15 protein-coding genes and 1 pseudogene are annotated in these 20343 nt (G+C 72.4%); 10 read left to right on the forward strand and 6 right to left on the reverse strand.

Annotated elements, in window-relative coordinates:
- Position 1 precedes the first annotated feature (1 nt).
- The 3 genes from GA0070616_RS13870 to GA0070616_RS13880 all read right to left on the reverse strand — a co-directional run bounded on the left by GA0070616_RS13870 (position 2) and on the right by GA0070616_RS13880 (position 1529).
- Complete coding sequence (locus GA0070616_RS13870) at positions 2 to 250, reverse strand: hypothetical protein (RefSeq protein WP_091081833.1); 249 nt, start codon at positions 248 to 250, stop codon at positions 2 to 4.
- A gap of 81 nt (positions 251 to 331) precedes the next feature.
- A complete protein-coding gene (mscL, locus tag GA0070616_RS13875) occupies positions 332 to 805 on the reverse strand; it encodes a large conductance mechanosensitive channel protein MscL (protein WP_091081835.1) in 474 nt (157 codons plus the stop codon).
- 40 nt (positions 806 to 845) lie between these two features.
- Positions 846 to 1529 carry a FadR/GntR family transcriptional regulator gene (locus GA0070616_RS13880; RefSeq protein WP_091081838.1) on the reverse strand — a complete coding sequence of 228 codons (684 nt, stop codon included), beginning with the start codon at positions 1527 to 1529 and terminating at the stop codon, positions 846 to 848.
- A gap of 178 nt (positions 1530 to 1707) precedes the next feature.
- Here GA0070616_RS13880 and GA0070616_RS13885 point away from each other — a divergent pair.
- Positions 1708 to 2873, forward strand: a pseudogene (locus GA0070616_RS13885) (MFS transporter).
- Positions 2874 to 2883: 10 nt separating this feature from the next.
- Here GA0070616_RS13885 and GA0070616_RS13890 read toward each other — a convergent pair.
- Positions 2884 to 3240, reverse strand: coding sequence for an STAS domain-containing protein (locus GA0070616_RS13890; RefSeq protein ID WP_091081840.1), 357 nt, complete (start codon positions 3238 to 3240; stop codon positions 2884 to 2886).
- A 162-nt stretch (positions 3241 to 3402) separates the two neighbouring features.
- Between GA0070616_RS13890 and GA0070616_RS13895 the strand changes: the two genes are divergently transcribed.
- From GA0070616_RS13895 to GA0070616_RS13920, 6 genes are read left to right on the forward strand one after another with little or no spacing between them, the layout of a single operon-like run.
- Complete coding sequence (locus tag GA0070616_RS13895) at positions 3403 to 4257, forward strand: STAS domain-containing protein (protein WP_091081843.1); 855 nt, start codon at positions 3403 to 3405, stop codon at positions 4255 to 4257.
- Positions 4257 to 4667, forward strand: a complete 411-nt coding sequence (locus GA0070616_RS13900) for an STAS domain-containing protein (protein ID WP_091081848.1) — start codon at positions 4257 to 4259, stop codon at positions 4665 to 4667. The genes GA0070616_RS13895 and GA0070616_RS13900 overlap by 1 nt, the downstream gene beginning before the upstream one ends.
- On the forward strand, positions 4664 to 5080 hold the full coding sequence (locus GA0070616_RS13905) for an ATP-binding protein (protein ID WP_091081852.1): 417 nt from the start codon (positions 4664 to 4666) through the stop codon (positions 5078 to 5080). The genes GA0070616_RS13900 and GA0070616_RS13905 overlap by 4 nt, the downstream gene beginning before the upstream one ends.
- Entirely contained in the window at positions 5077 to 6087 is a 1011-nt protein-coding gene (locus GA0070616_RS13910) for a SpoIIE family protein phosphatase (RefSeq protein ID WP_091090716.1), read from the forward strand. Before GA0070616_RS13905 ends, GA0070616_RS13910 begins: the two co-directional genes overlap by 4 nt.
- The gene (locus GA0070616_RS13915; protein WP_091081855.1) at positions 6084 to 7430 is read left to right on the forward strand and encodes a sensor histidine kinase; all 1347 of its coding nucleotides are present in this window, start codon (positions 6084 to 6086) and stop codon (positions 7428 to 7430) included. The genes GA0070616_RS13910 and GA0070616_RS13915 overlap by 4 nt, the downstream gene beginning before the upstream one ends.
- Before the next feature lies 1 nt (position 7431).
- Positions 7432 to 8970, forward strand: a complete 1539-nt coding sequence (locus GA0070616_RS13920) for a SpoIIE family protein phosphatase (RefSeq protein WP_091081857.1) — start codon at positions 7432 to 7434, stop codon at positions 8968 to 8970.
- A 532-nt stretch (positions 8971 to 9502) separates the two neighbouring features.
- On the opposite strand, the gene GA0070616_RS13930 is transcribed toward GA0070616_RS13920, so the two are convergent.
- Entirely contained in the window at positions 9503 to 11599 is a 2097-nt protein-coding gene (locus GA0070616_RS13930; RefSeq protein ID WP_091081860.1) for a S9 family peptidase, read from the reverse strand.
- A 91-nt stretch (positions 11600 to 11690) separates the two neighbouring features.
- Between GA0070616_RS13930 and GA0070616_RS13935 the strand changes: the two genes are divergently transcribed.
- Entirely contained in the window at positions 11691 to 13028 is a 1338-nt protein-coding gene (locus tag GA0070616_RS13935) for an FAD-binding oxidoreductase (RefSeq protein ID WP_091090718.1), read from the forward strand.
- 157 nt (positions 13029 to 13185) lie between these two features.
- Here the strand turns inward: GA0070616_RS13935 and GA0070616_RS13940 are convergent, their stop codons facing one another.
- Complete coding sequence (locus GA0070616_RS13940) at positions 13186 to 15258, reverse strand: SpoIIE family protein phosphatase (protein WP_091081862.1); 2073 nt, start codon at positions 15256 to 15258, stop codon at positions 13186 to 13188.
- A gap of 156 nt (positions 15259 to 15414) precedes the next feature.
- Here GA0070616_RS13940 and GA0070616_RS13945 point away from each other — a divergent pair, with 156 nt between their 5' ends.
- Together GA0070616_RS13945 and GA0070616_RS13950 are read left to right on the forward strand one after the other, a co-directional pair.
- Positions 15415 to 19788 carry a HAMP domain-containing protein gene (locus GA0070616_RS13945; RefSeq protein WP_091090721.1) on the forward strand — a complete coding sequence of 1458 codons (4374 nt, stop codon included), beginning with the start codon at positions 15415 to 15417 and terminating at the stop codon, positions 19786 to 19788.
- Complete coding sequence (locus tag GA0070616_RS13950; protein ID WP_091081865.1) at positions 19785 to 20339, forward strand: response regulator; 555 nt, start codon at positions 19785 to 19787, stop codon at positions 20337 to 20339. Before GA0070616_RS13945 ends, GA0070616_RS13950 begins: the two co-directional genes overlap by 4 nt.
- The last annotated feature ends 4 nt before the right edge of the window (positions 20340 to 20343 follow it).

The raw sequence follows: 20343 nt of genomic DNA on the forward strand, positions 1-20343 counted from the left end.
GTCAGGGGGTGGGCGTCCAGCCGGACGGAGGACGCGGGGACAGTTCGCGCCAGGTGTCCGTGCCCTGGAGCAGCGCCCGGACGGTCTCCTCGGCCTCCTCGACGCTGGGGTACTCGTAGAACCGGGAGACGCCCTCCGCCCCGCCGGCCCGCTGCTCGACGTGCCACCTGTCGGCGTCCGCGCGGAGGAAGACGTCCCGTCGGGCCAACCGCCCCCACTTCCCGTTCCACCAGTGTCTGCGCTGCTCCATGGCGGGACTCTATCGAACATGCGTACGAAAGGAAGGGGCCCCTGCGGGATTCCCGCAGGGGCCGATGTGCGTACGCCGGGTTCAGCGCCCGGTGGGCGGTTCCTCCCGCCGGCCGAGCACGTCGTCCAGGGCGCCGCGCTGTTGACCGGGCGTGTTGTGGCCGGCGGCGACCAGCGCGTCCCGGATCTCGGTGAGCAGCTTGACCTCCTCGCTGGGCGCGGCCGGCGGCGGCTCCTCGCCCCGCTTGCGCCGCTCGGCCAGCCGGTTCATCGGGAACACCACCAGGAAGTACAGCGCCGCCGCGGTGAGCACGAACGTGATCACCGCGTTGACGAAGGTGATCCAGTCGAACTCGACACCGCGGACCGTCCACACCGCCCCGTCGATTCCGTCCGGACTGTCGGTGAGCAGCAGCACGAACAGCGTGATCAGCGGCTTGAGGAACGCGTTGGTCAGCGAGGTGACCACCGCCGTGAACGCCGCGCCGATGACGATACCGACCGACAGGTCGACGACGTTGCCGCGCATGATGAAGTCTTTGAAGCCCTTGAGCATCCGTACTCCCGAGGTGTCCGGTCTTTTCGTCGGGCACAACCTATGCCCCGGGCGGGGGCTCCAGAAAAGCGCCGGCCTCGACCGCCGCGCGCTCCGGGTCGCCGGCCCGGATCGCCGCCACCAGTCGGGCGTGGTCGACGTGGCGTTCGGGCTCCAGCGTGTCGCCCATGGCCGTGGCGATGGTGCGGCGCAGGGCGGTGCCGACCGAGGCGTACAGCTCGGCGAGCATGCGGTTGTGCGCGGCGGCGACCACCGCCGTGTGCAGGGCGGCGTCGGCCTCGACGAACTCGTCGACCCGGCCGCCGCGCCAGGCCGCCTCGCGGGCGGCGAGCGCGTCGTCGAGGGCCGCCAGGTCGTCGGGGGTACGCCGCAGCGCGGCCAGCCGCGCCGCCTCCACCTCGAAGGCGCGGCGCACCTCGACGACCTCTGCCGTGCGGTCGTCGGTGAGCCGACGGGCCACCACGGGAGCCAGTTCGTCGGTCGACACCACGTACGTGCCGGAGCCCTGCCGGCACTCGAGCACCCCGGCGTGTGCCAGCGCCCGGACGGCCTCGCGGACGGTGTTGCGCCCCACGCCGAGGGCGGCGACGAGCTGCGGCTCGGTGGGGATCCGTCCGCCCACCGGCCACTCGCCGCCCAGGATGCGTTCCCGGAGCTGGGCGATCGTGTCGCGCACCCGCTGCCCGCGCGGGGGTACGGCGGCGGGGTCATCCGACGGTGTCACTGCTTACACTCCCGGCCGAAATTCATCCCATGATTGTAGGTTCGAGGGCGTGATCCCGCCCCCGCCCCCCACCGCCGTGCCCCCGGCCCCCGCCGAACACGCGGGTCCGGCGGGCCGCGAGGACGGCCACGGCGGGCAGCACCTCCGGCCCGCCGCGCGCAACCGGTCCCGGCACAGGATGCTGGTGCTGGCCGGCATGGTGCTGGTGGCCCTGAACCTGCGCGCCGCAATCACCAGCCTCGGCGCGCTGCTCGACGAGGTACGCGCCGGGCTCGGGCTCTCCGGCGCGATGGCCGGCTTCGTCACCACCCTGCCCACGATCGCGTTCGCCGGGCTGGGCGCGGCCACCCCGTGGCTGGTCCGCCGGCTCGCCCCGGCCCGGTTGCTGGTGCTCGCCATGCTCGCCCTGACCGCCGGGCAGGCGCTGCGGGTGGTCACCGACTCGGCCGCCGCGTTCCTGGTCACCAGCGCGCTGGCCCTGGCCGGTATCGCGGTGGCGAACATCCTGCTGCCGATGCTGGTCAAGCAGCACTTCCCGCACCGCGCCGGGCTGGTCACCGGGGCGTACACGATGGCCCTGACGGCAGGCACGACGGTGGCCGCGGCGGCGGCCGTGCCGGTCGCACACGCCTTCGGTTCCTGGCGGGCCGGCCTGGGCGTCTGGGCGGCCATGGCCGCGGTGGCCGTCGTACCGTGGGTGCCGCTGGCGCTGCGGGCCCGCGCCGCCGCGCGCCGCGCGGCCCCGGCGCGCACCCCCGCACCCGGATCCGGCCCGGCCGCACCCGGCTCGGCTGGGCCATGGCGGTGTACTTCGGGGCGCAGTCGCTCAGCGGGTACGCGATCATGGGCTGGCTGGCACAACTGTTCCGGGACGCCGGTTTCCGGCCGCAGGACGCGGGCCTCCTGCTCGCCGGGGTGACCGCGCTCGGCGTGCCGATCGCGCTGCTCATGCCCGCCCTGGCCGGCCGGCTGGCCACGCTGCGCCCGCTGGTGCTCGGGCTGACCGCCGCGTCGACGCTGGCCTACCTGGGGCTGGCGCTGGCGCCGCAGGCCGGCGCGCTGCTCTGGGTGGCGCTGCTGGCGATCGGGCAGGGGGCGTTCCCGATGATCCTCACCACGATCGGTCTGCGGGCCCGCACCGCCGAGGGCACGGTGGCGCTGTCGGCCTTCGCGCAGAGCACCGGGTACGTCATCGCGGCCCTCGGGCCGCTGCTGGTGGGCGTCCTCTACGAGGCGACCGGCGGGTGGACCGCGCCGATCGGCTTCCTGCTGTTCGCGCTCGTGGTGCAGGCGGGCGCGGGCCTGGTGATCGCCCGTCCCCGCCATATCGAGGACGAGCGGTGAGCGGTGACGGTCAGGAGGAGGCCGGAGTGGGGTCGCCCGCGACGGCCTGGTCGACCGTCGGGTAGGTGTGCAGCACCTCGACCAGGCCGCTCACCTCAAGGATGCGCAGCACCCCGCGCTGCGGAGCGGCCAGGCGCACCACGCCACCGGCCTCGTCGCAGCTGTTCTTGGCCCGGACGAACACCGACAGCCCGGTCGAGTCGCAGAACGAGACCTCCGCCAGGTCGAACACGAGACGGCTGCGGCCCTTGTCGAGCAGATCCGTGATCTGGTCCTGCAACTGCGGAGCGGTCGCCATGTCCAGTTCGCCCGCCACCGCCACGACGACCACGTCGCCACGCTGTTCCGTGTGCACCGTCAGGGACATCAGCAAGACCTCCTGTTATCGACAGGAACGGTATCCCACCATCGGGCCGGTACGCAGAACGGGACCGACATCCGGTGCCGTCCGTCATTCCTTTGCTGCGCGGCAAGTAGCGCCCGGGTCTGCGGTGATAGAGTCCGCCCGGTCCGGGCGAGGGAGTTCACCATGGCGTTGAGCACGGAAGAGAGCAGTCGACTGGTCGACCTGCTGACGGGGCACGGCGACCAGGTCACCCGCCGGTGGACCGAGCTGGTCGCCGGCTCGCTGCGGGGCCGGCTGACCCAGGCCGAGCTGGGCCGGCAGGTGGAGGATCTGCACCGGGCGCTGCTCGACGCCCTGGGCAGGGGAGCGCAGGACCTGACCGTCGAGGGGGCCACCGAACTGCGGGCCGTGCTGGCCGAGCTGTCCAGGGGCCGCGCCCGACAGGGCTTCTCCGCCACCGAGACCGCCACCAGCATCTTCTCCCTCAAGGACGCGCTGCTGCCGCTGGTCGAGGAGACGGGTGGCTCGCTGCGCGACTACGTGGCCTACACCGCGCTGGTCGACCAGATGGCGCTGTTCACCTTCGAGACCTACGTGCGTACCCGGGAGAGCCTGATCGCCGACCAGGCCGAACAGCTGCTGGAGCTGTCCACCCCCGTGGTCAAGCTCTGGGAGGGCGTGGTGGCCGTGCCGCTGGTCGGCACGCTCGACTCGGCCCGCGCCCAGGTGGTGATGGAGCGGCTGCTGCAGACCCTGGTCGACACCGGCTCGCCGTACGCGATCATCGACATCACCGGCGTCCCGGCGGTCGACACCCAGGTCGCCCAGCACATCCTCAAGACGGTGGTGGCCGCCCGGCTGATGGGCGCCGACTGCATCATCTCCGGGATCCGGCCGCAGATCGCGCAGACCATCGTGGCGCTCGGCATCGAGTTCGGTGACATCGCCACCAAGGCCAGCCTCGCCGACGCGCTACGGCACGTGCTGCGGCTGACCGGCGTGGAGACCGGTCGCCGCCGGCCTCGCCGGGAGGCGTGATGGAGCGGGTGCCGATCCTCAAGATCGGCGACATCCTGCTGGTCTCCATCCAGGTCGACATGTCCGACCAGACGGCCCTCGCCCTCCAGGACGACCTCGCCGAGCGGATCGTCGACACCGGCAGCCACGGCGTGATCATCGACATCACCGCGCTGGACATCGTCGACTCGTTCGTCGGCCGGATGCTGTCGACCATCGCCTCGATCTCCAAGGTGCTCGACGCCGAGACGGTCGTCGTCGGCATGCGGCCCGCCGTGGCCATCACCCTCGTCGAACTGGGGCTGTCGCTCAACGGCATCCGGACGGCCCTGAACGTCGAACGGGGCATGGAACTGATCGCCGCCTTCCACGCCGAGGAGCACGACGACCACGACGACGATCCGGACTTCGAGCCCACGGCGTCGCCGTGACCGGCGTCGAGACGGGCCTGCCCAGGGCGCAGCCGGTCAGCAGCGACGAGGACGTCGTCCGGGTCCGGCAACTCGTCCGCACCGTGGCGGTCGCGGTCCGGCTCTCCCTCGTCGACCAGACCAAGGTCGTCACCGCGGCCAGCGAACTGGCCCGCAACACCCTGGTCTACGGCGGCGGGGGAACGGTCGAGGTGAGCGTGGTCGACAACGGCCACAAGCAGGGCGTACGGATCGTCTTCGCCGACACCGGGCCCGGCATCGCCGACCTCGACCTGGCGCTGACCGACGGCTACACCACCGGGGGCGGGCTCGGCCTCGGCCTCAGCGGGGCCCGTCGGCTCGTCGACGACTTCGACATCCGAACCGCCGTGGGCGAGGGAACACGTATCACGGTCACCAAGTGGTCGCGATGACCGGCGACGCGGTCACCGACCGCGGAGTCTGGTTCCGGGTGGACGACGGCGGCACCGGCAGCGCCGCACGACGGGCCGCCGAACGGCTCGCCGGGCAGCTCGGCTTCGACGAGGCCCGCACCGCCGACCTGTCGATCGTCGTGGCGGAGCTGACCAGCAACCTGGTCAAGCACGCCCAGGACGGGATGCTGCTGCTGCGCCCGGTACGCGCGGAGCAGGAGGCCGGCGTGGAACTGGTCGCCATCGACTCCGGGCCCGGTATGGCCGACGTCACCGACTCCGCCCGCGACGGGCACTCCACCACCGGCACCCTCGGTATCGGGCTGGGCGCGATCGTGCGCCAGGCGAGCTGGTTCGACGCGTACTCCCGGCCGGGTCGGGGCACCGTCATCGCCGTCCGGGTCTGGCCGGGGCAGGACCCCGGCCGGGCGTGGGTGGACGGGCTGACCCGACCGTTGACCGGCGAGACCGTCAGCGGCGACGGCTGCGCCTGGCGGATCGTCGACGGCCGCCGACAGGTGCTGGTCAGCGACGGACTGGGGCACGGGCCACTCGCCGCCGCCGCCACCGACGCCGCGCTCGCGGCCTTCCGCGTCGCGCCCGCGGCCCCGCCGACCGAGGTCGTCGCCCACCTGCACCGGTCGATGGCACACACCCGGGGGGCGGCCCTGGCGGTTGCCGAGCCCGACCCGGAGACCGGCCTGCTGCGCTACGCCGGCCTCGGCAACATCACCGGCGCGCTGCTGACCTCGGACGGTCGGCGCGGGCTCGTCTCGCTGCCCGGCATCGCCGGGCACCAACGGCCGGTGATCCGGGGCTACGAATACCCGTTCGACGCCGGTTCGCTGCTGGTCATGCACTCCGACGGGGTGGTCGACCGGTGGCGGCTCGACGACTACCCGGGGCTGGCCGAGCGCTCGCCGCTGGTGGTGGCCGCGACGGTGCTGCGCGACGCGGGCACCCGGCGCGACGACGCGGGCGTACTGGTGGCGAGGGCCTGGTCATGACGGCGGCGCTGCTGCACATGGCGCTGCGGGTGGAACAGGACATCTTCGTGGTCCGCCAGCGTGGCCGGGAGGTCGCCGCGGCGGTCGGCCTGGAACACCAGGATCAGGTACGCATCGCCACGGCACTGTCGGAGGTGGCCCGCGACCTGCTGCGCGGCACCGGCGGGGCCGACGTGATCTTCGCCGTCGTCACCACAGCGGACGGACGCAGCCACCTGCGGGTGGACCTCGTCCCCGTGGCACCACTGCCCGACGGCCGGTACGAGCCGCAGTCGGGGGCCGTGGCGCGCCTGGTGGACACACTGAGCGTGGTGGCGGGGACGGAGGATACGGTCGTGAGGATGTCCCGACGGGTTCCACTCACCGCGCAGACGCTCACCCCGGAGCGTCTCGCCGAGCTGCGTGCCACATTGGAACGGACGGCCCCCGGCACCGCCGAGGAGGAACTCGCCACCCAGAACGCGCAACTGGTCACCGCCCTCGACGAGGTGCGCAGCCAGCGCGACGAACTGGCCCGCCTCAACGAGGAACTGGAGCAGACCAACCAGGGGGTCATGGCGTTGTACCACCAGCTCACCGACGAGCTGGAGGAGACCAACCGGGGGGTGGTGGCGCTCTACGCCGAGCTGGACGAGAAGTCGGCGCAGCTGCGGGCGGCCAGCGAGTCCAAGAGCCGTTTCCTGGCGAACGTGAGTCACGAGCTGCGCGCCCCGGTCACCGCCGTCATCGGGTTGGCCCGGCTCCTGGCGGACTCGGCCTCCGACCCCCTCACCGCCGAGCAGGCCCGCCAGGTGGGGCTGATCCGTTCCTCCGCATCGGACCTGCTGGCCCTGGTCAACGAACTGCTCGACCTGGCGAAGGCCGAGTCCGGCCGGATCGAGCCGAACTGGGCCGAGGTCGACCTGCGGGCCCTGTTCGGCCAGCTTCGCGGCACCCTGCGGGCCGTCCGGACGGAGGACGAGGTCGAACTGGTGGTGGAGGACCCACCGGCACCGGCCAGCCTACGCAGCGACGAGGTGCTGCTCGCCCAGGTGCTGCGCAACCTGTTGCACAACGGGCTGAAGTTCACCGCCTCGGGCGAGGTGCGGCTGCGGGCCGAGCGGCGGGACGGGCACTGGTGGCTGTCGGTCTCCGACACCGGCCCGGGCATCGCGCCGGAGCTGCACGAGCGAATCTTCGAGGAGTTCTACCAGGTGCCGGGGGCGACCCGGGTCAACGGCACGGGCCTCGGTCTGCCGTACGCGCGACGGCTGGTGACCCTGCTCGGCGGCACGCTGGAGCTGACCAGTGAGCCCGGCCGGGGGAGCACCTTCACGGTCTCGCTCCCGGTGGGCGGAGCGTGACGTGGACAGCGGCGCGACGACCGTCCTGGTGGTCGACGACAGTCGAACCAAGCGTTACCTGCTGGTCAGCTGGCTGAGTCGGGCCGGCTTCACGGTTCTCGAGGCGGAGACCGGCGGCGAGGCGCTGGCCCGGGTCGGGGTGGACAAGATCGACCTGGTGGTGCTGGACGTTCGGCTGCCGGACCTCAGCGGCTTCGAGGTCTGCGAACGGATCAAGACCGCGCACCCGGCGCTGCCGGTGATCCACGTGTCGGCGCACGCCGTGGACCCGAACGACCGGACGCAGGGCCTCACCCGGGGTGCGGACGCCTACCTGGCCGAACCGATCGAGCCCGACGAACTGGTCGCCACCGCACACGCCGTGCTGCGCTACTACCAGGCCCGGAAGCGGGCCGAACTGCTCGCCGAGCGGCTGACCGGGCTGGCCGACACCACCGTGGCGGTGCACGCGGCACCGAACTTCACCCGGCTGCTGGCGGCGGCGGCACACGGTGCCGCGCAGATCTTCAAGGCTCCCGCGGCGGTGGTCGCCGAGACCTTCGACGGGGACTGCCTGGCCGGGGTGTGTTCCGGGCCGGATGCCGAGGCCGGCCTGGTGACCTGGGTGGTGGACGACACGGCCGTGCCGGTCGGGGCGACCGTGCGCGTCGACCCGTCGGAGGCCTGGGCGCTGGTGGACTGGCCGTCCGGGGACACGGTCACCGTGGCCGCCGCCCGGCTTCGGGACGACCGCGCGCCCCTGTACGTGGTGGTGCCCACCGGCACGCAGATCGCCCGGACACCGGTGTTGGTGCAGTTGGCGCAGGCGGTCGCGTCGGCGGTGGAGGCGCAACGGTCCTTCGACGAGGAACACCGCATCGCCGTCACGCTCCAGCGCAGCCTGCTGCCGCGCCGTCTACCGGAGGTCGCCGGCCTCGACTTCGCCGTGCGCTACGAGCCGGCGAGCGCCCGCACGGAGGTGGGCGGCGACTTCTACGAGCTGGTGATGCTCGACGGTCACCTGCTGCTGGCCGTCGGCGACGTGGCCGGGCACTCGCTGCACGCCGCCACCGTGATGGCCGAACTGCGCCACGCCGTGCGGGCGTACGCGGTGGAGGGGCACCAGCCGGGTGAGATCCTGCACCGGGTCAACGAGCTGATGCGGACGCTGCTGCCGAACGAACTGGCCACGATCTGCGTGCTGCTGATGGAGCCGGGCACGGGTCGGGTGCGGCTGGCCAGCGCCGGCCACCTGCCACCGTTGATCACGATGGACGGGAAGGTCGAGTACGTGCACCACTCGGCCCCGCTGCTCGGCGTCCGCGCGCCCCGACCCCCCGACCTGGAGTTCGTGCTGCCGGCCGGCGCCACCATGGTCTTCTACACCGACGGGCTGATCGAACGCCGGGACGCCACCATCGACGACGGGCTGGGGGCCCTGGCGCGGTGCGCCGAGCACGTCGAGCCGGACCTGGACCGGTTCTGCCAGCGGCTGCTGGTGGAGCTGGCTCCGGACGAGATCCAGGACGACGTCGCCGTGGTGGCTCTCCGCCGCCACTGAACCGGGCCGGCCGCCGGTTGTCGCGGACCGGCTGATTCCGCGGTCGTCGCCCCGGCCGACGACCCCCGACGTCTTGACACCTTCCGTAGTCTGATCGTCACGTGGAGAAGTCGCATGTCATCGGCCGACGTAACGTCGGCGAACATGGGAGCGCTTTCTGATGCGAAAGGCCCGAACGCCGGGCCCGCGTCGGGGCCGGACCGCCCCGACGCGCCTGGCAGCGGGAGATCGTCACATGCGTCATCAACTCCGGGCGGCGCCGCGGGCCGTCGACCGGACCCGTCGTCGCCGACTGATCGCCGTCGTCGGCACCGCGACGGGCGTCGGCCTGCGCGCAGGTCAGGGCCTGCCCGCCGGTCGGGGCCTGCCCGCCGGTCGGGGCCTGCCCGCCGGTCGGGGCCTGCCCGCCGGTCGGGGCCTGCCCGCCGGTCGGGGCCTGCCCGCCGGTCGGGGCCTGCCCGCCGGTCGGGGCCTGCCCGCCGGTCGGGGTCGGCCCACCTTCCGACCCCGTCCAACTGGGTGGTTGGGGTGGTCAGGCGCGACCGAGCCGGTCGAGGATCCAGGCGTTGACGAACGCCTCCTCCCGCCAGGAGTCGTAGCGGCCGCTCGGGCCGCCGTGCCCCGCCCCCATCTCGGTCTTGAGCAGGTAGTCGCCCTGCGGCGCCACCGCCCGCAACCGGGCGACCCACTTCGCCGGCTCGTGGTAGAGCACCCGGGTGTCGTTCAGGCTGGTCACCGCGAGGATCGCCGGATAGTCGTGGGCGGCCACGTTCTCGTACGGCGCGTACGAGCGCATGTACGCGTACACCTCCGGGTCCTCCAGCGGGTTGCCCCACTCCTCCCACTCGGTGACGGTCAGCGGCAACGACGGGTCGAGGATGGAGGTCAGCGGGTCCACGAACGGCACCTGCGCGACGATGCCGGCGAACGCGTCCGGCGCGAGGTTGGCCACCGCGCCCATCAGCAGACCACCCGCCGAGGCGCCCCGGGCGACCAGGCGCTCCGATGCCGTCCACCCGGACTTGACCAGGTGCCGCGCGCAGGCCACGAAGTCGGTGAAGGTGTTCTTCTTGGTCAGCATCTTGCCCTGGTCGTACCAGTGCCGCCCCAGTTCACCGCCGCCGCGTACGTGCGCCACGGCGAAGACGACCCCACGGTCCAGCAGGGACAACCGGGGGACGGAGAACCACGGGTCCATGCTGGCCTCGTACGAGCCGTAGCCGTAGATGACGCACGGCGCGGACCCGTCTCGGGGCACCCCCCGACGGTGGACGACGGAGATCGGCACCCGGGTGCCGTCGTCGGCCAGCGCCCAGTCGCGCTGCTGCTCGTAGTCGGTCGGGTCGAACTGCCGACCGTCAGGACCGGGCTGCACCGGCTTGCGCCGCAGCAGCACCATCTCGCGGGTCACCAGGTCGTAGTCGTACACCGAGTCGGGGGTGACCAGGGAGGTGTAGCGCAGCCGGACGCGGCTGGTGCGGTATTCGGGGTTGACGTCCAGCGCGACGCTGTGGAGCGGTTCGGGGAAGGCGATGTCGTGACCGTCGCCGTCGCCGACCGGCAGGACCCGCAGCCCGGTCAGGCCCTCGCTGCGGACGGTCAGCACGAGGTGGTCGGAGAAGGCGTCCACCGACTCCAGCCGGGTGCCCGGCGAGTGTTCGATCAGGGGCACCCAGTCGCCGGGGGCGTCCGCCGAGGTGTACGCCAGTGCGAAGTCCTCCGCGTCGTCGTTGTGCAGGATCAGGAACCGGTCACCGTGGTGCTCGACCGAGTATTCGACACCCTGCCGACGCGGCGCGACGACGGCCGGTTCGCCCGTCGGGTCGGCGGCGGGGATGACGTGGACCTCGCTGGTGGTCTTGCTCGCGATGTCGATCAAAATGAAGCGTTCCGAGCGGGTCAGCTCGACGGAGACCCAGAAGCGTTCGTCGTCCTCCTGGTAGACCACGGTGTCGTCGCTGGCGGGGGTGCCGATCACGTGCCGCCACACCCGGTTGGGCCGCCACGTCTCGTCGACGGTGAGATAGAACAGCGCCGACGCGTCGGCGGACCAGGCGGTGCCGTAGAAGGTGTCGGGCACCTCGTCGGGCAGCAGCTCGCCGGTGACGAGATCCTTGACCCGCAGGGTGAACCGTTCGTCGCCGGAGTTGTCGACGGAGTAGGCCAGCCAGCGCCCGTCGGGGCTGACGTCGAACGCGCCCAGCGCGAGGAAGTCGTGCCCCTCGGCGAGCAGGTTGCCGTCGAGCAGCACCTCCTCACCGTCGAGCGGCGCTCCGGCCACGCTGACCGGAGGCGTGGTCTCGCCGTCGCGGACCGCCCGGCGGCAGTGCACCCCGTACTGCTGCCCCTCGACCGTGCGGGTGTAGTACCAGTGGTCGCCCTTGCGGGTGGGCACCGACCGGTCGGACTCCTGCGTGCGCCGGCGGGTCTCCTCGAACAGCTCGTCGCGCAGCTGGGCGAGGTGGGCGGTGCGCGCCTCCGTCCAGGCGTTCTCGGCGGTCAGATAGGCGATCGTCTCCGGGTCGTCCTTCGCGGCCAGCCAGGCGTACTCGTCGACGACGACGTCGCCGTGGTGGACGCGCTCGGTGGGTACGCGCTTGGCGGCGGGGAGGGGGGTCTCGGTGGTCACGGCGTCACGTTACCGGCACCGCGCCCCGCCCGGCGCGGTCTCGTCGGAGCGACATACCACCGGACTGTTCGAACACATGTACGATGACGGGATGGCGGCAGCAGTGAGTGACACCGACCGGCCCGGCGCCCTCGACATCACCCGACGGTTGACCGGGATCTGTGGCCCGTCCTTCGCCCGCCTCGCCGGCCCGGCCGACGAGGTGGCCGGATGTCCGGCCCGCTGGGTGGCCGTGCCCGGCGAACCACGGGCCGCCGCCGAGGTGTTGCGGCTGGCCGTCGCGCACGACCTGACGGTGGTGCCCCGGGGAGCCGGCACGAAGATCGACTGGGGTGCCACCCCCGACCGGCTGGACATCGTGCTCGACACCGGCCGCCTCGCCGGGATCGGCCACCAACCGTCCGCCGAGACCGTCGAGGTGGGCGCGGGAACCCCGTTGCGCGCGGTCCAGGCCACTCTGGAACGCGCAGGCCGGCGGCTCGCGATGGACGCTCCGTCGCCCGGAGCCACCGTCGGCGGGGTGCTCGCCGCCGGTGAGTCCGGTCCACTGCGGCTCCGCCACGGCAGCGCCTGCGAGCAGCTCGCCGGCCTGCGCTACCTCACCGCCGACGGTGACCTCGTCGAGATCGGGGGCGGTGCCGCCGGGCTCGACCGGGCCCGCCTGCTCTGCGGCGCCCAGGGTGCGCTGGGCGTGCTGGTCGCCGCGACGCTGCGGGTGCAGGCCGCCCCGGCGAGCCGGATGTGGGTGTCCCGCCCGGTGGAGAACCCCATGGAGGTGCGCGAACTGGTCCGCACGGTGCTCGGCGCCCGGCTGGACCCGGCTGCGGTCGAACTCGATCTGCCGGCTGGCGTGCGGCCCCGGCCGAGGCAGGGCGGCCGGGCCGAGGCGATGTCCCGCCACCCGTCCGTGACGGGGCGGGCCACGGCCGCCGCGGGCTCCCTCACGGTGCTCCTGGAAGGCGGTCCGTCCGATGTGGCTGATCGCGCCAACCGGCTGGGTGCCCTGTTCGGGGCCGAAACGGCCGTCACCCGGTCGGCGCCGCGCTGGTGGCGGCACTACCCGTTCGCGCCGGGCGACACCGCGCTGCGGCTGGAGGTGCCGATCGAAGACCTGCACGCCGCCGTCTACGCGTTGTGCGACGCGTCCGGTGCGCCGGTGGCCGTACGCGGCTCCGCCGGGCTGGGCGTGGTGCACGCCGCCCTGCCCGGGGCGATGCCCGCCGAACGGGTCGCGATGATCCTCGCCGCCGTACGCGCGGTGCTGCTCGCCCGGCAGGGCCGCTGCGTGGTGGTGTCCGCGCCGCCGGCCGTGCGCCGGGCCGTCGACCTGTGGGGCGAGCTGGCCGGCGTGGCCGGGATGCGCGCCGCCCGTGACGACCTCGACCCGCACCGCCGCCTGGCACCGGGCCGCCTTCCCGGCGGCCTCTGAGACCGGCGGCGACCCCGCCGAGGCGGCGCGGTGACGACGGCCCGCGCAGTGGTGCACTGCGCGTGCGGCGGTGTGCGCTGCCCGCGAGGCCGGCGGGTTCGGTGTGCCCTGCTCGCGCGGCGGTGTGCGTGCCCGCGTGGCGGTGCACAGGCGGTCGTCAGCCGATGTCGTTGCGCAGCACCAGGATCGCGATGTCGTCGCGGGGCGTCTCGACGGAGAAGTTGATCGCGATTGCGCGCAGTCGGGCCGCCACCACGTCCGCCGGATAGCCGGCCAGCGGTGCGGCGGCGTCGCGGAGCCGGTCCGTGCCGAACAGCTCGCGTCCCCGCCGCCGCTCGGTCACGCCGTCGGTGTAGAAGACCAGGCAGTCGCCCGGGGCGAGCGGGAGCGCCGTGGCCGGCGTGGCGATCGAGTCGAGCAGGCCCAGCGCGGTGCCGCCGGTGCCGACGAACGTGGCCGCCCCGCCGCCGGAGCGCAGCAGCACCGGCCGGTCGTGCCCGGCCAGGTGCAGCTCCACGTCGAGCTGGTCGCCGTCGCCGGGGCCCACCGCCGCCAGGGCCAGCGTGCAGTACCGGCCGCTGCCCCGCTCGACGAGTGTGCCGTTGAGCCGCGCCAACACCTCGGGCAGCGGCTTGCCGTCCCCGACCAGCACCCGGATCACGTCCCGCACCAGGCCGGTGACCGCCGCCGCCTGCACGCCCTTGCCGGAGACGTCGCCGATCACCACGAGCCAACGGCCGTCCGACAGCGGCACCACGTCGTAGAAGTCGCCGCCGACGTCGACGTCACCGCCGGTCGGGACGTACTCGGCGGCGAGGCCGATGCCCTCCACCACGGGCAGCACCGGTGGTAGCAGCGACTGCTGCAACGCCTGCGCCACCCGGCGACGTTCGGCGTGGATCCGGGCGTTCTCGATGGCCAGGGCAGCCCGGCGGGCCACGTCCTCCAGCACGGCGACCTCGTCCGGGTCGTGCCGGTGCCGCAGGTGCCGGCCCACGGCCAGGGTGCCCAGCCGCTGGCCCCGAGCGATCAACGGAACGGCGAAGCCCTCCATCGGCGCACCCAGCGGCATCTGGGTGCCGTTGCGGGACGCCTCCCGCAGCCGCGCCTGCACCGAGTCGGGCCCGGTCTCGCGAAGCACGGCGTGCAACTGCGGCAGCACCGCCTCGTCGGAATGGCTGGCCGCCGCGAGTTTCAGCCGGCCCCACTCGTCGGTGGTGTGCACGGCGCACCACTGCCCGAGCCGGGGCACCACCAGCTGTGGCACCAGCGCCATCGTCAGCTCGACGTCCAGTGACTGGGCGAGCAGTTCGCTGGCCTCGGCGAGGAAGGTCAGCCAGGACTGCCGGCGCAGGTCGGCGCGGCGCAGCCGGTCGTTCTCCAGGTGCAGCGACAGCCGCTCCGCGGCCAGCACCGCCAGCGGCCGGGCGTACGCCGTCGGTGCCGCGTCCAGCTCCAGCTCCCCGGCGTACGGGCGGTGCACGGTCAACGGCACCCGCACCAGTTCGTTGCCGGTTCGTGGCTGACGACCGTACCGGGCGAGGACCTGGCTGCCCTGTCCGTCGCCGCGGTCGAGCCGTACCACGCCGCCGGCCGCTCCCACCATCTCCGCGAGCCGGGTGAGCAGGCTGGCCGCGAACTCGGGCAGCGGGTCCTCCGCGTACGGGTCGGGGGCGGTCTGGAGCAGCTCGGTCACGGCGCCGGCGCTCGGCGCTTCGGGTTCACCCCCGCCGGCTCCGGTGGCCGCCGCCACGGCTGGCGGTCGGTGGTCCCACCCGTTGCCACCGGGGCCGGACAGGTCGAGCCGGAACCAGACCCCCTTCCCGGTGGGCAGGTAGGTGGTGCCCCAGCGGCTGGCGAAGTGGTCGACGAGCAGCAGGCCGCGCCCGCGCTCGGTGACCTGGGAGATGTCGGCGGTGTTGTTGCGCACACCGACGGTCAGCTCGTCGACGGGGCCGGAGGCGAAGTCGGAGACGGTGACGGTGAGGCCCACCCGGTCGGCGACGACCTCGATGTCCAGTTCGGTGCGGGCGTGCTCGACCGCGTTGGTGGACAGCTCGGTGGTCAGCAGCAGCGCCTCGTTGAGCAGATCGTCGAGGTGCGCCTCGGCGAGCACGCTGCGCACGACGGCCCGTGCGGCGGCGGGCGTACGCCGGTCGGCGGGAAGGCGGACCCGCCGGACGCGCTCGTCTGGGCTGCCGTCCGTCGCGGGCCCCGTCTCCGCTGACACCCCCGTATCCTCCACCGCCACCCGCCCGCTGCCAAGCCGATCACCGATCAGACGCTCCGGGCCCGCCCGGCGGTGCGACGTGGCGCGACCAGGTCACGGGCACAATGATGGGGTGGCCGGCCGCTGGCCGGGAACCGTCGAGATGAGCGAGGAATGATGACCACGGCGAAACAGTCGGCACACGCGGACCCGTCCGCCGCCGACCACGAGGCGGTCCTCTCCGAGCTGGCGGAGGCACTGCGGCGGGTCCGCCGCGGCGACCTCAAGGTCCGGTTGCGTCGGCGTTCCGGCGCGGCCGGGGAGGTGGTGGACGCCTTCAACGACGTGGTGTCGCTCCAGGAGCGGCAGCACCTGGACCTGCGCCGGATCAGCCGGATCGTCGGGCGGGACGGCCGGCTCACCGAGCGTCTCGACGAGGAGGGGTTGGACGGGTCGTGGGCGGAGGGGCAGCGCGCGGTCAACTCGCTGATCGACGACCTGGGCCGGCCCACCACGGAGATCGCCCGGGTCATCGTCGCGGTCGCCGAGGGTGACCTGTCCCAGCACATGGCGCTGGAGATGGACGGCCGGCCGCTGCGCGGCGAGTACCTGCGGATCGGCCGCACCGTGAACACGATGGTCGACCAGCTCTCGTCGTTCGCCGACGAGGTGACGCGGGTGGCCCGGGAGGTCGGCACGGAGGGCAAGCTGGGCGGTCAGGCCGACGTGCGGGGCGCGGCCGGCACCTGGAAGGACCTCACCGACTCGGTGAACACCATGGCGTCGAATCTCACCGGGCAGGTGCGGTCGATCTCCCAGGTGGCGACGGCGGTGGCGAAGGGCGACCTGTCGCAGAAGATCACGGTGAACGCCCGGGGTGAGGTCGCCGAGCTGGCGCACACGTTCAACTCGCTGACCGACACCCTGCGGTTGTTCGCCGAGCAGGTGACGCGGGTGGCCCGGGAGGTCGGCACGGAGGGCAAGCTGGGCGGCCAGGCGGAGGTGCCGAACGTCGCCGGCACCTGGAAGGACCTGACCGACAGCGTCAACTCGATGGCGTCGAACCTGACGGCGCAGGTGCGCAACATCGCCCAGGTGTCCACGGCGGTGGCCCGGGGCGACCTGTCGCAGAAGATCACCGTGGCGGCCCAGGGCGAGATCCTGGAGCTGAAGGACACCGTGAACACGATGGTCGACCAGCTCTCGTCGTTCGCCGACGAGGTGACGCGGGTGGCCCGGGAGGTCGGCATCGAGGGCAAGCTGGGCGGCCAGGCCCAGGTGCGCGGCGTGTCCGGCACGTGGCGCGACCTCACCGAGAACGTCAACCAGCTGGCCGGCAACCTGACCAGCCAGGTCCGGAACATCTCCCAGGTCTCCACGGCGGTGGCGAAGGGCGACCTGTCGCAGAAGATCACGGTCGACGCGCAGGGCGAGATCCTGGAGCTGAAGAACACGGTCAACACGATGGTCGACCAGCTCTCGTCGTTCGCCGACGAGGTGACGCGGGTGGCCCGGGAGGTCGGCACCGAGGGCAAGCTGGGCGGCCAGGCCCAGGTCAAGGGCGTCAGCGGTACGTGGCGGGACCTGACGGACAACGTGAACTCGATGGCGTCGAACCTGACGTCGCAGGTGCGCAACATCGCGTCGGTGACCACGGCGGTGGCGAAGGGCGACCTGTCGCAGAAGATCACGGTCGACGCCCGGGGCGAGATCCTGGAGTTGAAGTCGACGGTGAACACGATGGTCGACCAGCTCTCGTCGTTCGCCGACGAGGTGACGCGGGTGGCCCGGGAGGTGGGCACGGAGGGCAAGCTGGGTGGCCAGGCCCAGGTGCGCGGCGTCGCCGGCACCTGGCGGGACCTGACGGACAACGTGAACTCGATGGCGTCGAACCTGACCGCCCAGGTGCGCAACATCGCCCAGGTCTCCACGGCGGTGGCGAAGGGCGACCTGTCGCAGAAGATCACGGTCGACGCCCGGGGCGAGATCCTGGAGTTGAAGTCGACGGTGAACACGATGGTCGACCAGCTCTCGTCGTTCGCCGACGAGGTGACGCGGGTGGCCCGGGAGGTCGGCACCGAGGGCAAGCTGGGTGGTCAGGCGCAGGTCAAGGGCGTCTCGGGCACCTGGCGTGACCTGACGGACAACGTGAACTCGATGGGGTCGAACCTGACGTCGCAGGTGCGCAACATCGCGTCGGTGACCACGGCGGTGGCGAAGGGCGACCTGTCGCAGAAGATCACGGTCGACGCGCAGGGCGAGATCCTGGAGCTGAAGAACACGGTCAACACGATGGTCGACCAGCTCTCGTCGTTCGCCGACGAGGTGACCCGGGTGGCCCGGGAGGTCGGCATCGAGGGCAAGCTGGGCGGCCAGGCGCAGGTCAAGGGCGTCTCGGGCACCTGGCGTGACCTCACCGAGAACGTCAACCAGCTCGCCTCCACGCTCACCACGCAGCTGCGGGCCATCGCCCAGGTGTCGACCTCGGTGACCCGGGGCGACCTGACCCAGCGCATCGCCGTCGAGGCGCAGGGCGAGGTCGCGGAGCTGAAGGACAACATCAACCAGATGATCGTCACCCTGCGGGAGACGACGAAGAAGAACGCCGAGCAGGGCTGGCTGGACTCCAACCTGGCCCGCATCGGTGGTCTGCTCCAGGGCCAGCGGGACCTGGGCGAGGTATGCCGGATGATCATGATGGAGGTGACCCCGCTGGTCGACGCGCAACTCGGCGCGTTCTTCCTGGCGGACAGCTCCGACGGCAGCATGCGGCTGCGGCTGACGGCGTCGTACGGCTACGTGGCGCGCGGCCACGACGTGACGTTCGGGCCGGGTGAGGGGTTGGTGGGCCAGGCGGCCCTGTCCCGCCGGACCATCCGGGTCAGCGCCACCCCCGACGGCCGGCTGCGGCTGCGCTCCGGGCTGGCCGAGACCCCGCCGGCCGACCTGGTGGTGCTGCCCGTGCTGTTCGAGGGCGAACTGCTCGGTGTGATCGAGTTCGCCGGGGTCATCACCTTCTCCGAGTTGCACCTGGCGTTCCTGGAGCGGCTGGTGCTGACCATCGGCGTCGCCGTGAACACCATCCAGGCCAACCGGCGCACGGAGGAACTGCTCGCCCAGTCCCAGCGGCTCGCGCACGAGATGCAGGAGCAGTCGGCGGAGTTGCAGCGCACCAACGCCGAACTGGAGGACAAGGCGCAGCTGCTCTCGGAGCAGAAGGGCAACATCGAGACGAAGAACCGGGAGATCGAGCTGGCCCGGCTCGGCCTGGAGGAGAAGGCGCAGCAGCTCACCCGTGCCTCGGCGTACAAGTCGGAGTTCCTGGCGAACATGAGCCACGAGCTGCGTACGCCGCTGAACTCGCTGCTGCTGCTGGCGCGCCTGCTGGTGGAGAACTCGGAGCGCAACCTCACCCCGAAGCAGATCGAGTTCGCCCGCACCATCCACAGCGCCGGTTCCGACCTGCTGTCGCTGATCGACGACATCCTCGACCTGTCGAAGATCGAGGCAGGCCGGATGGACGTCGAGCCGACGGAGGTCCGGTTCGAGGACATCCGCGGGTACGTGGAGCAGGCGTTCGCCCCGCAGGCCGAGGAGAAGGGCCTGGACTTCCAGGTACGGGTCAGCCGGGACCTGCCGCCGGCGCTGGTCACCGACGCCCAGCGGCTCCAGCAGATCCTGCGCAACCTGCTGTCCAACGCGGTGAAGTTCACCGACGACGGGGCGGTGACGCTGCGCATCGCCCCGGCGGCGGAGAACGTCACCTTCGACGTGCCGGCACTGACCAACGCCCGGCAGGTCATCGCGTTCACCGTGATCGACACGGGGATCGGCATCTCCGACGACAAGCTGTCCCTGATCTTCGAGGCGTTCCAGCAGGCCGACGGCACCACCAGCCGGCGGTACGGCGGCACGGGGCTGGGCCTGTCGATCAGTCGGGACCTGGCCCGGCTGCTCGGCGGCAACATCGTGGTGTCCTCGGCCCCCGGGCAGGGCTCCACCTTCACCCTCTACGTACCGGCCGTGCTGGCCCCCGACGCGGTGGTCGCGCCGGCACCACCGTCGCCACAGCGCGCGGGCCTGCCGTCGTCGCTGCTCATGCCGCCGGTGGAGCTGCTGCCGCCCCAGGCGGCGGAGGCACCGGCGACCCGGCAGCTCGACGGAGCCACGGTGCTGATCGTCGACGACGACGTGCGTAACGTCTTCGCGCTGACCAGCGCGTTGGAGCTGCACGGGATGACGGTGCTGTACGCCGACAACGGCGCCGACGGCGTCCGTCTGCTCGCGGAGCACCCGGAGGTGGATATCGTGCTGATGGACGCGATGATGCCCGACCAGGACGGTTACGAGACCACCCGGCAGATCCGGCGAAACCATCGCTTCGCGGACCTGCCGATCGTGTTCCTGACCGCCAAGGCCATGCCCGGCGACCGGGAGTCGGCACTGGCGGCCGGCGGCAGCGACTACATCACCAAGCCTGTCGACCTGGACGACCTGATCGAACTCATGGCGTCCTGGATCAGCGGCAGCCGTACGGAGGAGAGCTCGTGAGCCAGGTCGCCAAGGCGCTGCTGGTGGACGATCGCAGGGAGAACCTGATGGCCCTGGAGGCGATCCTCCAGGGTCTGCCGGTGCAGTCGGTGGCGGTGGAGAGCGGTGAGGCGGCGCTCAAGCAACTGCTGGTGGACGACTTCGCGGTCATCCTGCTGGACGCGCAGATGCCGGACATGGACGGTTTCGAGACGGCGAGCCACATCAAGCGCCGGGAGCGTACCCGGAACGTGCCGATCATCTTCCTCACCGCCGCGGACCGGGACGCCCAGCTCGCCCTGCGCGGATACGCGGTCGGTGCGGTGGACTATCTCACCAAGCCGTTCGACCCGTGGGTGCTGCGGGCGAAGGTGTCGGTGTTCGTGGACCTGTGGGTGAAGACCCGCCAGTTGACCGCGCAGTCGGACGTGCTGCGGGAACGCGAGACCCAGTGGCGGACGCTCACCGAGGCCGTGGACGAGGTCACGAGGCTGCTGCGCGGTGACGACCCGGACGCCCGCGCCCGCGCTGTCGCCCTCCTGGAGAACGCCCGCTGGCACCCCACCCCCTGACTCC

This window comes from Micromonospora nigra (assembly GCF_900091585.1).
In the GTDB taxonomy this organism is placed as follows: Bacteria; Actinomycetota; Actinomycetes; order Mycobacteriales; family Micromonosporaceae; genus Micromonospora; species Micromonospora nigra.

What these genes read in the sequence shown, in the direction of transcription:
- GA0070616_RS13945 (WP_091090721.1), top strand. Translation starts at nt 15,415, where the DNA reads ATGACCACGGCGAAACAGTCGGCACACGCGGACCCGTCCGCCGCCGAC.
- GA0070616_RS13935 (WP_091090718.1), top strand. Translation starts at nt 11,691, where the DNA reads ATGGCGGCAGCAGTGAGTGACACCGACCGGCCCGGCGCCCTCGACATC.
- GA0070616_RS13900 (WP_091081848.1), top strand. Translation starts at nt 4,257, where the DNA reads ATGGAGCGGGTGCCGATCCTCAAGATCGGCGACATCCTGCTGGTCTCC.
- GA0070616_RS13915 (WP_091081855.1), top strand. Translation starts at nt 6,084, where the DNA reads ATGACGGCGGCGCTGCTGCACATGGCGCTGCGGGTGGAACAGGACATC.
- GA0070616_RS13870 (WP_091081833.1), bottom strand. Translation starts at nt 250, where the DNA reads ATGGAGCAGCGCAGACACTGGTGGAACGGGAAGTGGGGGCGGTTGGCC.
- GA0070616_RS13895 (WP_091081843.1), top strand. Translation starts at nt 3,403, where the DNA reads ATGGCGTTGAGCACGGAAGAGAGCAGTCGACTGGTCGACCTGCTGACG.
- GA0070616_RS13910 (WP_091090716.1), top strand. Translation starts at nt 5,077, where the DNA reads ATGACCGGCGACGCGGTCACCGACCGCGGAGTCTGGTTCCGGGTGGAC.
- GA0070616_RS13890 (WP_091081840.1), bottom strand. Translation starts at nt 3,240, where the DNA reads ATGTCCCTGACGGTGCACACGGAACAGCGTGGCGACGTGGTCGTCGTG.
- mscL (WP_091081835.1), bottom strand. Translation starts at nt 805, where the DNA reads ATGCTCAAGGGCTTCAAAGACTTCATCATGCGCGGCAACGTCGTCGAC.